We start from the raw sequence: 16,113 nt of genomic DNA on the forward strand, positions 1-16,113 counted from the left end.
ACGGAATAATCAGAGACCATTCTTCGTCACTGACATCAGACGGATACGGTTTGCGTGCAGTATTCATCCATCCGTTCTGAAACACTCACGCACGAAAGTATATAACACACTCTAGCCTGCGAGACGGACCTTCTGGGCCTGAGCGTGCTATCGATAGAAGACATGAAAATTGATGCTGATGCCACCATAGGTCGTCTGGAGGACGGCGTCATCAACACGGTATTCAATATTATGCCTCATCGTAGTGTTAACGGTCGAGACCAATTTCGTGGTGTTGGCAACCATGATGAGGATTTCCAGTTTTTATGCGATGGATGTCAAGGCCGCGAGATGATCGGTTAACTTTATGTTCTCACTGTAATCAACCGGACAAGTGATAACGGTCACACCATCGGAGCTGAGTGCTCTCTCAAGCGCCGGTAGCAGTTCGCCCGAGGTATTGATGTGCACGCCTTTGGCACCGAAGCTGCGCGCATAGGCGGAAAAGTCAGGGTTCATGAAGTCGACCTGCTTGTGCTCCTTGAGTTCCATCTCCATCTTCCACTTGATTAGGCCATAGGCATCGTCGAGCCAAATGAGGACGGTCAGGGGAATATTTTCGCGCAATGCGGTTTCGATCTCTTGACTGTTCATCAGGAATGCAGCATCCCCCATAGAAGCAAGTACGCGTTTGTTCGGGAAGGCCAGCTTGGCAGCCATGGCACCCGGCAGTGCGAATGCCATGGTTGAGAGGCCATTAGAGATGATACAGGTATTGGCTACCTGGGTTGGGTAGAGACGTGCGACCCACATTTTCGCTGCCCCCGTGTCGGCAAAGACGATGTCCTCATCCCCTAATGCTTTACGGATATCGGCGACGATACGAGCGGGTTTGAGCGGAAATGAGTCGTCGTCTGCGCCTGTGTTGAGTTCCTGTTCACGATGACGGCGTGCACCAGCACCAATTCGCGATGTGTGCATGGTGAGATGCGGTGTAAGCGCCGTTAGTGTATCGCTGACAGAGCCGATTAACGACAGTGATGGCTGATAACACTTGTCGGTATCCTGCTCGAAATCGTGCAGATGGATGATGATCTTGTCACCATTGGGATTGATCTTGACCGGATCGAACTCTTGTAACTCGTATCCAACGGCAAGGATGACGTCTGCTTCATCGAAGGGGAAGTTCTCGTAGTCGTGTCGCATGAAGCCGACGGTGCCTATCGCATTTGGGTGCCTGTCGGGAATAGTCCCCTTGCCGTGGAAGGTTACAGCAACCGGCAGATTGGCTCGCTCAGCAAGCGCGACGAGAGCTGTCGACGCATGATCGCGTGCTACGCCGTGTCCAGAGAGCACGATGGGGCGGACGGCGTTATTCAGCAGTTCAGCAGCCTTGAGTAAATCAGAAGTGGCTGCCATGCTTCGCCCTGGACGACTGATCTTCAGGGGAATCGGTAGTTCGGACAAAAGGGTCTTTTCTACATCTTCAGGTACTGCGACGAATGTTGCGCCGGGCCTACCGTCCTGTGCGAGGGCGAAGGCCTTCCGGATGGTTTCGGGTAAGGCTTGAGTGCTAGTAATTGTGTTTGACCACTTCGTCACGGGCCGGAATATGCCTTCCAGATCGACGATCTGATGGCTTTCTTTGAAATTCCGGTTTTTACCCACTTGAGCCGCGAGTGCGACGAGGGGGGCGCTGCATGTTTGGGCGTTCACAGTGCCGAGTAGCAGGTTGATAGCGCCCGGACCAAGTGTCGCCGAGCACACTCCGGCCTTTCCGGTTAGGCGGCCATAGGCGTCCGCCATGAAGGAGGCGGCCTGCTCGTGACGCACGAGGACGTAGCGGATGGTGCTGGAACGTTCGACCGAGCGGATAAGCCAGATATTCTCCTCACCCGGGATACCGAATACGTATTTTACACCTTCATTCTCTAGGCATTTTACAATCAGATCGGATACGGCTGTGTGGTCAGTCTCTGACATCTCTCTCTCTTCTTTATGACCTTGGTTAATCAAAAAACGACAAATTTAGACGAAAAATATACGACTCTCGTGCTACATAATGATAACCTATCGTAACACCTCTCCTGACATTAGCCTATCGAATCCCTCGTTGATATCCTCGAGCGACATGGTTTCGCTCAACAACTTCTCAACAGGCAATCAGCCGTCAAGATACATACTCATGAATCTCAGAATATCTCTCAATGGCGCGCAACTCCCCATGTAGCTGCCTTGTAATATTCTCTCTTGACCAACCAGTGGCGCGACATCGACGGGTAGTGTTTTTCCACGAGGTGGTAAGCCAGCTGTTGTCGTAACGCCTCCCAGCGCGGTCATGTTCACCGCGCCGATAGCTCCTGCCATCTCAAAAGCAAAGTCAACCCCAGTGCCTGAAATGTCTCGGACAACCTGTGGAGCATCTTCCTTTTGTGCGTTGATAGTATGTGTCGCTCCTACACTGCGTGCAAACTCCAGCTTCCTGTCAGATCGATCAACCGCTTTGATGCGCCCCTGCGGAATGCCGGTTATCTCCCCATGTCAGGCCAGATCCTGAACGCTACACTGGTAGCGGCCCCAAAGCAGAGTAATACCAACGCTGAGAAAGCCGATATGCGGGAAGGACGCTGTAATTCACCAAAGCAAAGCGTCAGGATGACGGGACAATCCCGTCTACGGATCTCACCATCCCTTTCTTTGGCTATAAATCGCATATTTCCATCGACCGGAAATTTCGGCTGATCCGCAAATGGAAGGCATAAAAGCAAAAACAGACACGTTACATTCCTCTCATTTCGAATAAAGTTACAGCTCCACTCTCTGTTTTTAAACCTCTCCACTTCCCAGACTGTTTAACCAATGGTAAAAGAGGTTTCATTAACCAGAAGACAGCACGTCGTATTCTTTTTGCTGTTTCAAGGGGTTAGAAAAATGTCACTGCGGGTAAGTTCAGGTTCAAGTCCCGCAGTTCGCACCACAGACACCTGAAACAGCACGTTTTTTCGGCTGAATAAGGGGCAAAAGCTGTCTTTGCTCCATCATCCTTCCCCATCGAGGGAAGTTTCTATGCTCCGTATCCGAGGCACCACCTACCACTTCCGCCGTATCATGCCCCCTGCCCTGCGAACGGCCTTAAACCGGCGCGAAATCTGGGTTTCTCTGAAAACTGGTTATCAAAACGAAGCCCGTAAACGCGCGTCTCTCCTTCATGCCAGAACCACAGAACTGTTCATGCAGGCCCATTCTGTGCTGGCTGAACCAGACGCTTTAAACAGGCTTGAGGGACTGCGGGTTGCACTGCGGGACCTGCAGAGTGTCAGTCAGTCTTTTTCTGTGCCGGAAACAGGGCCTGTGCCAGTGTCAGCACCGATGTCAAAACCTCAGCAACAGAACAAACAAACGCTGGCACAAAAAGCTGCTCCCCTGATGCTCTCGGGTGCCTTAAAACGCTTTGTGCTGGATAGTCCCCACGCCAGTGCCGACACGAAAAAAGCGACCCAGCGGGCAGTAGACCTCTTCCTGCAAGCCTTTGGCGATGCCCCTGTATCCATCATCGGGGGCGAGAAGGCCGGAGCCTTCCGAGACCTCCTGTTTTCACTGCCTGCATCCCTGGGCAAACGCAAAAGCAGTCTTACCCTTGAGGAAGAGGCTCAGAGAGCCAGAGAGGAAGGTTTACAAACCCTGAGTGGCAAGAGTGTTAAAAACCATATGATGCGCCTCTCCGCCCTGTGGAACCAGCTCCTCCAGCGCGAACTGGTCACGCGCAACCCATGGACTGGCTGGAGTTTCGAGAATGGGCAAAAGACCATACGCAGGAGCTGGGCGACAAAAGAACTGGCTTTGCTGGCTTCTGCGTCATGGCACAGCACGTCCGTGCCAGAACAGACCTTCCGGCTGGTTACCCTCATTGCTGCCTATACCGGCATGAGACTGGGTGAAATCTGCACCCTGCGGAAAGAAGACCTGCAAATCATCGATGATATCTCCTGCTTTATGGTCAGACCACACGCCGAAACTGGCTGGGCACCGAAAACAGAAGCAGGCACTCGCGTGGTGCCAGTCCATTCAAAACTCCTTGAAGCCGGTGTGCTGGCGTTTAAAGAGACAACTGACGACCCCCACCTCATTCCCGGCCTGGAAACCTCAAAACAGGGTGTCCGGGGCGCAGCTCTTGGCAGGGCGTTTTCATTGCTTAAAACCCGTATTGGCCTGCCAGCGGAAATCACGTTCCACTCGTTCCGTCACACAGTCTCGACCCAACTCAGGAATGCCAAAGCCGACATTCGGGAAATCTGGATTGACCATCTGCTCGGACATGAAGCAACTCATAAAAGTCAGGGCACCACAACCTATCTGACCAGTATCTCAACAGTCAATCTCAGGCAAACCATAGAGGCCATAAGCTACCCGGAAACAGCATTCAAAAAGATACCGTTTTAAAGGGAGCCAGCAGTGTCGAATGGCTACCCATTCGACAGCAGGCAAGGGGGAGAAACCTCCCCCGTTGACCTCCTCCAATGTACAAAATCAAAATTTATATAAATACCAGAAGCATTGATTTTCCGTTAAATTCACTACCAAATTAAGGTCCACAAGCGATCTATAAATCTTATTAAAATGTTACTAAGATTTCTGGACCTCATTCTTGAGATCAATAAATAACGGCTTTACCAAAACACCCAAGTAACCGAAGTTCCCTCTGGTACTCATTATCATTCCGTGCGTTCTGACACCACGAGCATCTGTTGGTCCAACACCACCATATTCATATTCAATAAATCCTCCGCTTTTTAACGCATCGAAACTCTCGCGCATTTTTTCAAAAATTCTCTCAGGATATTCTCGTGGAAAAAACTGTCCTGCCTCGACCTTTAATTCACATAAAAACTTATAAACCTCTTCGTCTATAGATTTTATTCCTATCAATGCTTCTCTATATTTATATGAAACATCTTCTAATCTCTTAATGTCTGAACAAAATTTTTCATAATCCCGGACAGGTGCTCGCAGATTAGCTAACCCCGCTAGCTTCCCTATTAAACCCTGCATTCCCTGTGTATTGGTTAGCTCAAAACCTTGCTGAAGAGACATGGGAATAGGTAGTTTCCCCAAAGTCATTCCAGAATGAACAATGGGAATGACAGGTATACGCCGGGCCCACGCTGCACCGAACTCAAAATTAATCCAAGGCCTATCCACACTTTCAGGACTAACAAGTAGGATCAATGCATCACAACTATTGAGATTTTGATCGATAACATTTAACCAATTATCCCCCATACTAATAGAGCTAGGATCGCTAGATTGGAAAACTTGCACCCCACCAAGCAATGAATCCTCTATTTCAGTTTTTAAGGAAGATGCAATCTTATTTTCTCTAGTAATATGACTAATAAAAACCTTTGGCATTTTCACTCCACATCGACAATTATCTCAAGTCAAAATGTATACATTTTTTGGTGCGCGTCACGACGAAATTTATATATTCTTTATGTGAGAAAACTTTCCTCCAATAATCTATTTTGTAATTAATTAGATTCTTGACTGCCCCACTTGTTTGCCCGCAGAGTGAACCCGCAGTCACCATGTGAAGGATAATTCCATCTGAAATTATCCTTCTGTTTCAATGGGTTGTCTGATTGGTTGCGACCCAAGCGAGCGGGTTCAAGTCCCGCAGTTCGCACCACTAATCAATTGAAATATAACAGTAAAATGAGGATTTGACGGGTCTGCGGGATTTTCCCGTTTATCTTCCCGGACCGGGAACTCGTCATGCTTCGCCTTATCGGCTCTCACTACCACTTCCGCCGGGCTGTACCCGTTGCCGTTCAGGCCCGACTGGGCCGAACCGAAATTTCTCTCTCGCTGCACACTCAGAGTAAGCTGGTAGCCCGTGAACGGGCAGCAGCCCTTTACACCCGCACCGGCGCACTTTTCTTTTTGAGAAGGCAAAGACATGCTCGACGCGAGATCTGATCACGGGCTTCCCTGCGTTGGATCTCTGGATATGGCGGGACATAGGCTTGAGGTCAGGATTTTTCCTGTGAACCTTTGAGACAAAGCCCCCCCCTTTTTTTTTCCATGAAATCCTCATTGGCTTTTGAGCGATAGGCTGTATTGGTTTTATCCAGCAGGCGCTTTTCCATCCCGGGTGCGCAGCGCTGAACCCAGCGGTCAATCGTGGAGTGATTAACACTTACCCCGCGTTCGCAGAGCATAGTTTCCAGATTCCGGTAACTAATCCCGTAGCTGCAACACCAACGAACCACCCACAGGATTATCTCACCCCGAAAATGCCGCCCCTGAAATCACTCATCTGACATGTCACGTTCCAACACCAGAAACGCTTTCAGTCATGAAAACCAACTTTGCGACAAGGCCAGAAATATTATACCTGATCTCTCACAGTCCATGCGCCGGTTTTATCTGATAACCAGATCGGATTAGTCTGACCATTAATCAGCTGATAACTATGCTCACCACTAACGCTGACAGGGGTTCCCCCAGAAAGGGTGACACGCTGCAGTTCGCGCTCTTCATAGTCGAAATCAGCGATAGCCCGGTGCTCTGTCGCTCTGTTATCCCACATAGCAATATCACCGGCCTGCCAGTGCCAGGTAAGTGTATTCTCAGGGCGTGTAACATGAGACTGTAAAAGTTCAAGAACAGCACGGGAGTCCGGCAGGTTAAAATCAACCAGTCGTTTAACAAACTGCCCTAGTAGCAAACATTTCTCCCCGGTTTCGGGATGAATATGTACAATCGGATGTTTGGCTTCGTATACTTTAGCTGCAAAGATATTAGCCTGCCACTGTATAAACTCCCAGTCTCGTTCAACAATAAGGTCAGTATGATCATATTCATTGTTTGTATGAACAGCCCAAAGCTTCTCAGCAAATTCCTGCAAAGGTAAAGGCAGAGAACTATAAGCCGTCGCTGTATTTGCCCACAAAGTTGAACCACCATAAACCGACGGTTTAATGCAGCGTAGAATAGAAGCTTTTGGAAAACTTTCCATGAAAGTCATATCTGCATGCCAGGTATTGGCAGCACGCCCTTTGCGCGCCTTAAGCTCAAAAATATGTTTTGTACCACTTGCACTCGAAACTGTCGGGTGCGGCACAAGAGAGCCAAATAACGCACCCAGTTCTTCCTGCTGTAAGCTCGTCAGTGACTGGTTACGAAAAAAAATAACCTTATGTTCAAGCATCGCGTCATAGATGAACTTAATGCTCGCAGCATCAAGATCAGGAGAGAGTGTGATGCCACTTATAAGAGCACCAATTCTCCCACCAATTTTCGTGACAAATGGCGCCCCTGCTCCATTCAGACTGCTTACAGACATCTTCATTCCCTTAATTATTAATAACTTTAATTTTTAGTTGAATTAAGAACCTTATGATAAAATTCAATTATTTAAATTTTATCATTATGTTTTTATTGATTATTTTTAGAATTTTCCTCCGGTTATCATGATCAAAAAATATGGAATCTCTTAGCTTCACCCTATATGGAACCGACATATAAAACCATATGTTATCGTTAAATATAAAGATAATTTAAAAATGACTCTGTTGACTAGTTTAATTTTATTAATGATAACGAAAAAGATCGTAATTTGTGTTTTCGATCATTAATATAACATTTTAATTAGTGGAATGTGAGTATGCCCCCCCTGTCATCGAATCTGCGTCGGATTGCCTTAAATATTTCGATGACGTCTCTGGGGTGCGCTATGGCTGCAGCTGCAGCACAGGCGCAGAGTGCAGATAAAAAGCATCCCCCGGCTGAACATAAAATTAGTGAATCTTCTCAGCCCGAAGATATTACCGTGAGCGTACGGCGACGCAGCGAACCTTTGCAAAAAGTACCGGTGGCAACCTCTGTCTACACAGCCAGGCAGGCAACCCGCGATAATGTTCATGATTTGCAGGGGATTTTTGAATTCATCCCTTCAGCAAATTTTCGTACAAACTCATCATCTAAAGACAGAGCAACTTTTGTAAGGGGTATTGGTACAATTGCTACCTCTCCCGGGGTTGAACCCTCTGTATCCACCGTGCTTGACGGTGTTGTACTGGCGCGCCCGGGGCAGGCTACTGCCGACATTCTTGACCTCGACCATGTTGAGGTTTTACGCGGCCCCCAGGGCACCCTTTTTGGTAAAAATGCTTCAGCAGGCGCAATAAATATTGTAACCCGCAAACCCACTTCTGACTTTCACGCATTTGCAGAATCATCTTATTTTTCAGGCAACGAATATCGCCTGACCGGCGGCGTATCCGGCACATTAATACCTTCAAAACTGATTGCAAACGCTTCAGTTCTCGTCGGCGGTTTTGATGGCAATGTTAAAAATATAGCCAATAATACCACCGTTAACGGTTATGAGCACCGTGGTGCCCGCACCAAACTGCTGTGGACACCTGATGACGCCACTCAGGTTTTGTTTAACCTTGACTATATGTACCAAAATGACCTGGTACCAACCGGTGTTTACACCTCAACTAATCAGGTGGCTTATCCAACAAATACAATAACACGCAATCCAGCTCTGGCTGCCGCACTGGCAAGTGAGGGTGTCACACCATCCAAAAATAATACTTCGGTCAGTAATAATACACAAAGCCGTTCGGTTGATCATACCGGCGGTTTTTCAACAACCATCGACCGTGATCTGGGGCGGGGATATAAGCTGACATCGATCTCAGCTTATCGTCGCTGGCAGAACATTCAGGACCAGGATTATGATGGCCTGGCGGGAGTACATGCCACTTTGCCTGAGGTGCGTGACAACGGAAAACTCAACTTCTGGCAGGCATCAGAAGAACTGCGCATTGCATCACCGCGTGGTCACTTTTTTGATTATGTTGCCGGTTTTTATTATCTGCACGGCGTTGACCGCGAAGTTTATAGCCGTGATTTGTCTGAAAACGGACACCACACAGCTTACGGTCAGTCACATTATGGCATTACCAATAACAACTACGCATTGTTTGCAGAAGGTAATCTGAATTTTACAAAAAAATTCCGCGCTATTCTTGGCCTGCGATTGCTGCGCGATGATTTGTCTTACTATATGCGGCGCGTTTCCAGCTCTCCCGTAGCAGTTACAGGTATTCGCCCATCCTATGCGTCATCCGGCGGATCTTCTCATAACGGCTATGGTGACCGTATCGGCCTGCAATATGATATCCAGTCTAATATCCACGCTTATTTTACCTACTCACATGGGTATAAGGGGCCAGCTTATAATGCATTTTTCAATATGCAGGCAACAGATGCAAAGGTCCTGAAACCTGAGCAGAATGACAGCTTTGAACTGGGTCTGAAATCACAGTTTCTCCACCGGCGCATTACAGCTAACTTTGCAGCTTTTATTGAAAATTTCTCCAATTATCAGGCTAATTTTCTTGATAATGTTGCTGGTGGCACTGTGTACCGCATGATTAATGCCGGTTCGGTTTCATCAAAAGGGGTTGAAGGCGATATTACAGTACGGGCAACACAAAAACTGACACTGGGCGGCAATTTTGCTTATACCTACGCTGTGGTTGATAAATTTAACTGCCCGGCGGGTTCGCCGGCATCGTGCAACGTAAATGGTCAGCCCTTACCCTTCGCTCCTCGCTGGAAATTTGTTCTTAACGCTAATTATACACAACCACTGACTGAGCGATTTAACCTCTCGTTTAACAGCGATTACACATGGCAAAGCCGCACTCAGTATGCTCTGACCGAAACACCAGACACTGTGCAAAAAGCATATGGGATCTGGAATATGAGCACCACGATTGAGGATAAAAAGCTCAGACTTCAACTCTCACTTATCATGCGTAATGCCCTGAACACGCACTACAATTCTTACATGGCGTATGGCGCTCTTGGTGGTGTGGTCAGCTCTATTCCACGTGATTACGGTCGTTATGGTGGCTTTGTACTGCATAAGGACTTTTAGACAATGTCAGCAGCTCCTTCACAGCGCCCTTTTTCCGGTTTGTTCATAACAACGCTGCTGTGCCTGATTATCGGCGTGGCTGCTGCCGACCGGCAGATTATTGCCCTTATCAAACCGGTTCTTGATCAGACATTTGGCTGGTCAGCACGTGATTACGCTGCCATTTCAACATGGACACAGGTTGCAGCCGCTTTCAGTCTGCTGGCCGCAGGGTGGCTGGTTGACTGGTTTGGTCCCAGGCGTACACTTGGTGCGGCATTAACCGGGTGGAGCCTGCTGACAGCCCTGCATGCCGTAGCGTTTTCGGTGCTGGATTTTATTTTAATACGTGCAGGTCTCGGTGCATTTGAAGGAGCCGGCACCCCAAGCATGATGAAATTTATAGCCTCTGCGTTTCCCCGCTCTGAACGCGGCAGAGTAATCGGCACCTTAAACGCTGCGCCTAATTTTGCAGCTGTTTTAACACCGGTTCTTGTTGCTTTCTTACTGCCATGGGCTGGCTGGCGCGCACTCGTGGTCGGGCTTGGTATCATTGGGCTTGGGCTTGCCGTATGCTGGTTGCTACGCGGGCCATCTGTGATGCTTCAGTCTCACACCGAAAGCCACCCTTTAAAAAAAGAGCATTTATCAGCTCCGCCGGTGCGTCGGGTTATTATCGCCTTTTCAGTATGCAAAGTTTTATCTGATGCAACCTGGTGGCTGCTCCTCTTCTGGCTACCTGATATTTTTCACACTCATTTTGGCCTGAGCCTGCGCGCTATGGGCAGCGCATCAGGAACGGTATATGTCGGAGCCGGAACCGGAGCATTTATAGGTGGCGTTCTGCCAGGAATATTAAGACCTTATACCGGCTCAGCAGAAAAAGCCCGACGTATCGTAATGGGCACTGCAGCACTATGTGTTATACCAATGATGTTTGTATTTTTCACAAGCTCTCTGCCTCTCGGACTGATTTTGCTGACAACGGCGCTCATGGCACATCAGGTATTTTCGAGCAATTTGTTCGGTCTTGTGACTGACTGGCTACCAGCTGGCCTGGTAGGTCGTGTCATTGGCATTGGTGCTTTTTGTGGCAACCTTGGAGGCGCCACTATTTTGTGGCTTAGTGGATTTGTGCCCATGCCTTATCTGCTGGGCAGTTGCAGCCTGGCTTACGTGGCCGCCTGGTGTGTACTGCTGGTCAGAGTAGGGCCAGGCTGGCTTGAACGTACATTCACCTCCTCTCAGAGAACCCACTACGCTGTTGCGTAAATTTTTTACTATTCACCGGAATAAGGACTGAAAGAAATTATGAACTGGCTTGCTTCGCCTGCGCGTTATGACAATGCAACATTTCAGCGATGTGGTCGCTCAGGGCTTGATCTGCCACGTATTTCTCTGGGGTTATGGCATAATTTTGGTGATACAGATGCATTCGCCACAGGCCGGGCTACTGTCAGACGTGCCTTTGACAGAGGGATCACTCATTTTGATCTCGCCAATAACTACGGCACACCATATGGTTCGGCTGAAGAAAATTTCGGGCGGATTCTGCATAAAGATCTGTCCCCCCACAGAGATGAGCTGATCATCACCACAAAAGCCGGATGGGATATGTGGTCAGGCCCGTATGGCAATGGCGGCTCACGCAAGTATCTTTTATCATCACTTGATCAGAGCCTGAAGCGGATGGGCCTTGATTATGTTGATATTTTTTACTCACACCGTCCTACACCCGATGTACCACTTGCAGAAACCATGGGTGCACTCATTCATGCTTACAAACAGGGGAAAGCCTTATATGTCGGCATTTCATCTTATGATGCCCCTTCAACCCGCGAAGCAGAGACTATTCTGCGTGAAGCCGGCGTTCCTCTCCTGGTGCATCAGCCGGCTTACTCCCTCCTTAATCGTACAATTGAAACCGACCTGCTCCCCACCCTTGATGAGCTGGGTACAGGATGCGTTATTTTCTCACCGCTTGCTCAGGGGTTACTAACCCGTAAATATCTTGAAGGTATCCCGACTGATTCACGTGCAGCGCGCAGCCGCTTTCTCGATCAGGCGGCGATTACCCCCCGGCTCATTGAGACCGTACGAGGGCTGGATGCCATTGCACAAAACCGTGGGCAAAGTCTGGCACAAATGGCTGTCGCCTGGACGCTGCGTGATGCACGTGTGACATCAGCTATTGTCGGAGCACGCAATACACAGCAGCTGGATGAGACACTTGAAGCTTTAAATAACCTGACATTTGAAACAAATGAGCTTGCCAGAATAGATGAACTGACTGCACATGCAGAGATCTGAAAACTTCCTGATTTTAAAAGATTTCTGCAATAGCCCTGTTGCAAGGTTGGCTTTCATGATTGAAAACGTTTCTGGTTTTGGAACGGGACATGTCAAATGAGTGATTTCAGAGGACGGTTCATTGGTATTGCCGCTACGGAATCTGGAAACTATGCTCTGCAAACGCGGGGTAAGTGTTGATCACTCCACGATTTACCGCTGGGTTCAGTGCTACGCACCCGCGATGGAAAAGCGCCTGCACTGGTAATGGAAACGCCCGGGCCTTTCGCGCAGCTGGCAAGGGGGAAATCCTTCCCCCGTTGACCCTCTAAGGAGCAGCAATATAAGGTTTCATTTAATAACCGTTTCCGCCCTCATTTAAGTCACTCAAGGGCTCATCCAGCTACCCTGAAACCGGACATCCCGTCTGGAATTTCAAACAGACCGCAACGCATCAGTCAGTATTCCGGCCACATCACAGCTCGCGAGCTCTCACAAACAACGTATCAAGTTGCGAGAGGAAGCGAGATCGATCCGCTTTCCCGAACGCAGCTCCGGTCGAGGTTATAACGCCCATCGGGCGCCGGGATTGCTGGTAAATCGGAGTCCACGGCGGAAGATCGCTCGGCATCACCCGCCATGCAATACCGTAACGGATCACATACTTAGCAGGTTTTTTCACCCTTTATTTTTTACATATTATGTAAAATTATTCGTTAGATTCCAGAAAAATGGCCTTTATTCGCGTGTGTAACTATCAGGAATATCAGGATGTTGCCCTGCTTTTCCCCAGAGGATAATTTCATTACCCCATGGATCCATAAAAGCATGGTTGTATCCATTAAACGTTGACCAATAGTGATCGCGCCATAATTCTTTAGCTCCACGAGCACAGGCTGCCGTAAGAATGCGTTCAGCTGTATCATCATCTCCTATCAGCAGCCATATACGAGGCTTACGCCCACTCTGAGCTATAATCTTTGGCTCTGTTCCGCCTGCATCGGGGTGTGGCCTGGCATTATCAGCTTTAAAAATACCAATGTGTAAATTACCAATCAGACTTTCTGTGCCATCTGGGTTCATAAATTGTCCACCCGGTACCATACGATGGTAAAGCCCTTCGGGCTTCGGGTCATTACGCCACCCAAAAACTTCAGCATAAAAAGCTGCCGCAGCTGATGGGTCATCAGCAGGAATATCAACAAAAATAAGAGTATCAGTCATGCAGTATATCCATAGGTCAATTCATCAGGCGTAACGAAACGAGTATTAAAATTACTGTTTCAGTAAGGACGATCACCCTGCACCCAGAGACGGTGCATCGTGCGAATATATTTCGTATCGTCAAACAAAGTTCCGGTGTGCAATGTGCACCGGTTATCCCACATTAAAAGGTCACCCACCTGCCATTTATGACGGTAAACAAACTTTTCAGCCGTCATAAACTCAATCAGTTCATCAAGCAGAGAAAGGTCAGCTGGATCATCATGCCCTATAATTTCTGTTACAGTTCCTGTAGATGGCCAGAGTGCATATCGTCCGTCTGTTGGGTGTTTTCGAATCAGGGGATGAACTACATCGGGATTATCGCGAATTTGCTGAGCTGTAAGCTTACGTCTCTGATGTTCACGTGTTTCCATAAAATGACGATAAGAGTGATGCAGTCTGAGTTTTTTAAGTGCATTACGCTTCTCTTCCGGCAGAGCGTTATATGCAGCAACACCATCTGCAATAAGCGTGTCACTGCCTTCCTCAGGCACTTCAACTGCATACAGCATTGTACTCATGACAGGCTCTTCTTTATAAGAATAATCCGTGTGCCAGCCTACACCATCATTATGAGCCCCGATTGGTCGTCCATCAGTTATTCGGTTTGAAAGGACATAAATTTCGGGAAAATCTGGTAGGGTAAAGTCTTTAATAGTGTGCCCTTCAGGTGTGCCAACACGACGAATAAAACGCATAAGACCATCGGGGTCGAGGCTCTGGCCTCTCAATAACAATGCTCCATGCCGGTTGAAAGCATCTGTTACAGTATCAAGAGTAGCGTTATCAGCCTTCGATATATCGAGATTTTTTACTTCAGCACCAAAACCTGAGACCGGTTTAAGTGGAACGATGTGAAGGGACGCCTGAAGCGCCGCTGTATCCGTCATCCTCTGTTTCTCCTCTGAGTCTAACAGTGACATCGTTTCACTGCATTCATTTCGATCTAGACATTGTTTCGATATCGACTCTTGTCTGAATGCGCCATAGATTAGCATGCACAGGCAACTTACTCATAAGACAGAAAAAACCCTCTTGGTTGGCTTTGCACGTTACCTCCATTGTGAGCAGGCATCGTTTCTGATGTTGTAAAAGAAGAAAAGGAAACAGACATGCGTATGCCAGTTTTGTTTTTTGGGCATGGAAGCCCTGTTATCGCGTTGCAAAATAACGTAACAACACAGCATTGGCGCCACATGGCTCTGCGCGTGGAACAGGATTATGGTCGCCCAAAAGCTATTCTGTCTGTTTCAGCACACTGGCTTACACGAGGGGTAGCTGTTACAGCCATGCCTGTGCCCCCAACCATACATGATTTTGGCCCTTCTTTGCCAAAAGCATTATTTGACGTGCGGTACCCAGCCCCAGGCAGCCCTGACCTGGCCCGTAAAATCGCTTCACTTTTTGCTCCGGTATCTGTTACGCTCGACACTTGGGAGTGGGGACTTGATCACGGGACATGGTCAGTGTTGTGCAAAGCCTGGCCAGATGCAGATATTCCAATTGTACAGCTCAGTCTTGATATAACGCGCAGCCCACAGAAACATTATGCGCTGGCACAAAAACTTAAGCCTCTGCGCGATGAAGGTATTTTAATTATTGGTACCGGCAATATTGTTCATAATCTTCCACGTATGGACTGGGGAAATCAGAATTGTCAGCCTTATCCCTGGGCGCAGTCATTTGATGATTACATCGTCCAGGCGATTGCCAAAGGAAATATACAGGACATTATTGATTACGAAACACAGGGAGAATCAGCATCACTTTCTGTTCCTTCTCCTGATCATTTCTGGCCATTATTTTATACACTGGGCGCTGCACAGCCTGAAGACCGTATTGTTTTCGAGCCGCGGCATATTGAACATAGTTCACTCAGTATGACCAGCGTTGCCTGGTGGCCTTGATCTTCAGCATACCAGTGACAGATTTTTGGTCGGACTGACATTTTTATGATCTCATCTACCTGCAATAAAGGAGTAATCTTTCTATGACTACAGCCCCTTCACGTAAAATTTTATCTGATGCAGCTTCGTTCATTCTTGATCGCTGGTCGCCACGCGCATTTGAAGCAGCACCAATTACTCAAAGTGAACTTCTGGCACTTCTTGAAGCTGGTCGCTGGGCTCCTTCCGCCTACAATAATCAGCCCTGGCGTTTTATCTATGCACGCCGCGACACACCGGAGTGGGAACGTTTTGTGTCATGGCTGATTCCCTTTAACCAATCATGGGCATCAAACGCATCAGCTCTGGTTTATATTGCCTCTCATACAGTAACAGTTTCTTCTTCAAGCCCTGAACCCCGGCCAGCACCGACTCATGCGTTTGATACTGGTGCAGCAAGCATGCTCATTCAGCTGCAGGCGTTACAAGCAGGCTGGGCAACCCACCCGGTAAGTGGCTTTGACGCAGAGCTGGCACGTGCAGGGCTAGAGCTACCAGAGGAATATGCACTTCATGCGGCTCTGGTTATTGGTAAACAAGGTGATGCCAACATTTTACCGGAAGGTATTCGCGAGCGCGAAGTTCCTTCTGAACGGACAGAACTTGTAAAGCTATCGTTTGAAGGTCGCTTTATATCTCAATAAAAAGCAACCTGTCTTTTTTAAAAAATAATTTTCAAAATCTGGTAGTTTTAAA

At 48.1% G+C, this 16,113-nt stretch carries 13 protein-coding genes and 4 pseudogenes; 9 read left to right on the forward strand and 8 right to left on the reverse strand.

Annotation, left to right across the window (positions count from 1 at the left end):
- Nucleotides 1-303: 303 nt before the first annotated feature.
- On the reverse strand, nucleotides 304-1,962 hold the full coding sequence (locus GOB58_RS09550; RefSeq protein WP_173560041.1) for an acetolactate synthase large subunit: 1,659 nt from the start codon (nucleotides 1,960-1,962) through the stop codon (nucleotides 304-306).
- A gap of 180 nt (nucleotides 1,963-2,142) precedes the next feature.
- Nucleotides 2,143-2,511 (reverse strand): zinc-binding dehydrogenase, encoded by a 369-nt coding sequence (locus GOB58_RS13360; protein ID WP_173560123.1) that lies wholly within the window; start codon nucleotides 2,509-2,511, stop codon nucleotides 2,143-2,145.
- Here GOB58_RS13360 and GOB58_RS09560 point away from each other — a divergent pair.
- Together GOB58_RS09560 and GOB58_RS09565 are read left to right on the forward strand one after the other, a co-directional pair.
- A pseudogene (locus GOB58_RS09560) lies at nucleotides 2,476-2,735 on the forward strand (IS5/IS1182 family transposase); the annotation flags it as partial. The gene GOB58_RS13360 and the pseudogene GOB58_RS09560 sit on opposite strands and share 36 nt — an antisense overlap.
- Nucleotides 2,736-3,045: 310 nt before the next feature.
- A complete protein-coding gene (locus tag GOB58_RS09565) occupies nucleotides 3,046-4,419 on the forward strand; it encodes a tyrosine-type recombinase/integrase (RefSeq protein WP_173560042.1) in 1,374 nt (457 codons plus the stop codon).
- A gap of 183 nt (nucleotides 4,420-4,602) precedes the next feature.
- Here the strand turns inward: GOB58_RS09565 and GOB58_RS09570 are convergent, their stop codons facing one another.
- Nucleotides 4,603-5,388 carry a toll/interleukin-1 receptor domain-containing protein gene (locus GOB58_RS09570; RefSeq protein WP_173560043.1) on the reverse strand — a complete coding sequence of 262 codons (786 nt, stop codon included), beginning with the start codon at nucleotides 5,386-5,388 and terminating at the stop codon, nucleotides 4,603-4,605.
- Nucleotides 5,389-5,751: 363 nt separating this feature from the next.
- Between GOB58_RS09570 and GOB58_RS09575 the strand changes: the two genes are divergently transcribed.
- Complete coding sequence (locus GOB58_RS09575; protein ID WP_242005311.1) at nucleotides 5,752-5,955, forward strand: DUF6538 domain-containing protein; 204 nt, start codon at nucleotides 5,752-5,754, stop codon at nucleotides 5,953-5,955.
- On the opposite strand, the pseudogene GOB58_RS09580 reads toward GOB58_RS09575, so the two are convergent.
- The 3 genes and pseudogenes from GOB58_RS09580 to GOB58_RS09590 form a co-directional block, all read right to left on the reverse strand.
- Nucleotides 5,918-6,125 (reverse strand): annotated as a pseudogene (locus tag GOB58_RS09580) (IS5/IS1182 family transposase); the annotation flags it as partial. The gene GOB58_RS09575 and the pseudogene GOB58_RS09580 sit on opposite strands and share 38 nt — an antisense overlap.
- Nucleotides 6,114-6,260: pseudogene (locus GOB58_RS09585) on the reverse strand (IS6 family transposase); the annotation flags it as partial. The pseudogenes GOB58_RS09585 and GOB58_RS09580, both read right to left, overlap by 12 nt.
- Nucleotides 6,261-6,367: 107 nt before the next feature.
- A complete protein-coding gene (locus GOB58_RS09590) occupies nucleotides 6,368-7,324 on the reverse strand; it encodes a TauD/TfdA dioxygenase family protein (RefSeq protein ID WP_173560044.1) in 957 nt (318 codons plus the stop codon).
- A 321-nt stretch (nucleotides 7,325-7,645) separates the two neighbouring features.
- Here GOB58_RS09590 and GOB58_RS09595 point away from each other — a divergent pair, with 321 nt between their 5' ends.
- The 4 genes and pseudogenes from GOB58_RS09595 to GOB58_RS09610 all read left to right on the forward strand — a co-directional run.
- Nucleotides 7,646-9,937, forward strand: a complete 2,292-nt coding sequence (locus tag GOB58_RS09595) for a TonB-dependent receptor (RefSeq protein ID WP_233127554.1) — start codon at nucleotides 7,646-7,648, stop codon at nucleotides 9,935-9,937.
- Nucleotides 9,938-9,940: 3 nt separating this feature from the next.
- A complete protein-coding gene (locus GOB58_RS09600) occupies nucleotides 9,941-11,188 on the forward strand; it encodes an MFS transporter (RefSeq protein ID WP_173560045.1) in 1,248 nt (415 codons plus the stop codon).
- Nucleotides 11,189-11,227: 39 nt separating this feature from the next.
- Nucleotides 11,228-12,226: an L-glyceraldehyde 3-phosphate reductase gene (gene mgrA, locus GOB58_RS09605; RefSeq protein ID WP_173560046.1), complete on the forward strand. Its 999-nt coding sequence runs from the start codon at nucleotides 11,228-11,230 to the stop codon at nucleotides 12,224-12,226.
- A 116-nt stretch (nucleotides 12,227-12,342) separates the two neighbouring features.
- Nucleotides 12,343-12,470, forward strand: a pseudogene (locus tag GOB58_RS09610) (IS6 family transposase); the annotation flags it as partial.
- 473 nt (nucleotides 12,471-12,943) lie between these two features.
- On the opposite strand, the gene GOB58_RS09615 reads toward GOB58_RS09610, so the two are convergent.
- A complete protein-coding gene (locus GOB58_RS09615; protein WP_173560047.1) occupies nucleotides 12,944-13,429 on the reverse strand; it encodes a VOC family protein in 486 nt (161 codons plus the stop codon).
- 59 nt (nucleotides 13,430-13,488) lie between these two features.
- Nucleotides 13,489-14,361, reverse strand: a complete 873-nt coding sequence (locus GOB58_RS09620) for a TauD/TfdA dioxygenase family protein (RefSeq protein ID WP_173560048.1) — start codon at nucleotides 14,359-14,361, stop codon at nucleotides 13,489-13,491.
- A 222-nt stretch (nucleotides 14,362-14,583) separates the two neighbouring features.
- On the opposite strand from GOB58_RS09620, the gene ygiD reads away from it, so the two are divergent.
- Complete coding sequence (gene ygiD, locus GOB58_RS09625; protein ID WP_173560049.1) at nucleotides 14,584-15,378, forward strand: 4,5-DOPA-extradiol-dioxygenase; 795 nt, start codon at nucleotides 14,584-14,586, stop codon at nucleotides 15,376-15,378.
- Nucleotides 15,379-15,461: 83 nt separating this feature from the next.
- The gene (locus GOB58_RS09630; RefSeq protein WP_086635294.1) at nucleotides 15,462-16,061 is read left to right on the forward strand and encodes a nitroreductase family protein; all 600 of its coding nucleotides are present in this window, start codon (nucleotides 15,462-15,464) and stop codon (nucleotides 16,059-16,061) included.
- Nucleotides 16,062-16,113: the final 52 nt, after the last annotated feature.

The sequence above is a fragment of the Acetobacter thailandicus genome, from assembly GCF_011516655.1.
Taxonomy (GTDB): domain Bacteria; phylum Pseudomonadota; class Alphaproteobacteria; order Acetobacterales; family Acetobacteraceae; genus Acetobacter; species Acetobacter thailandicus.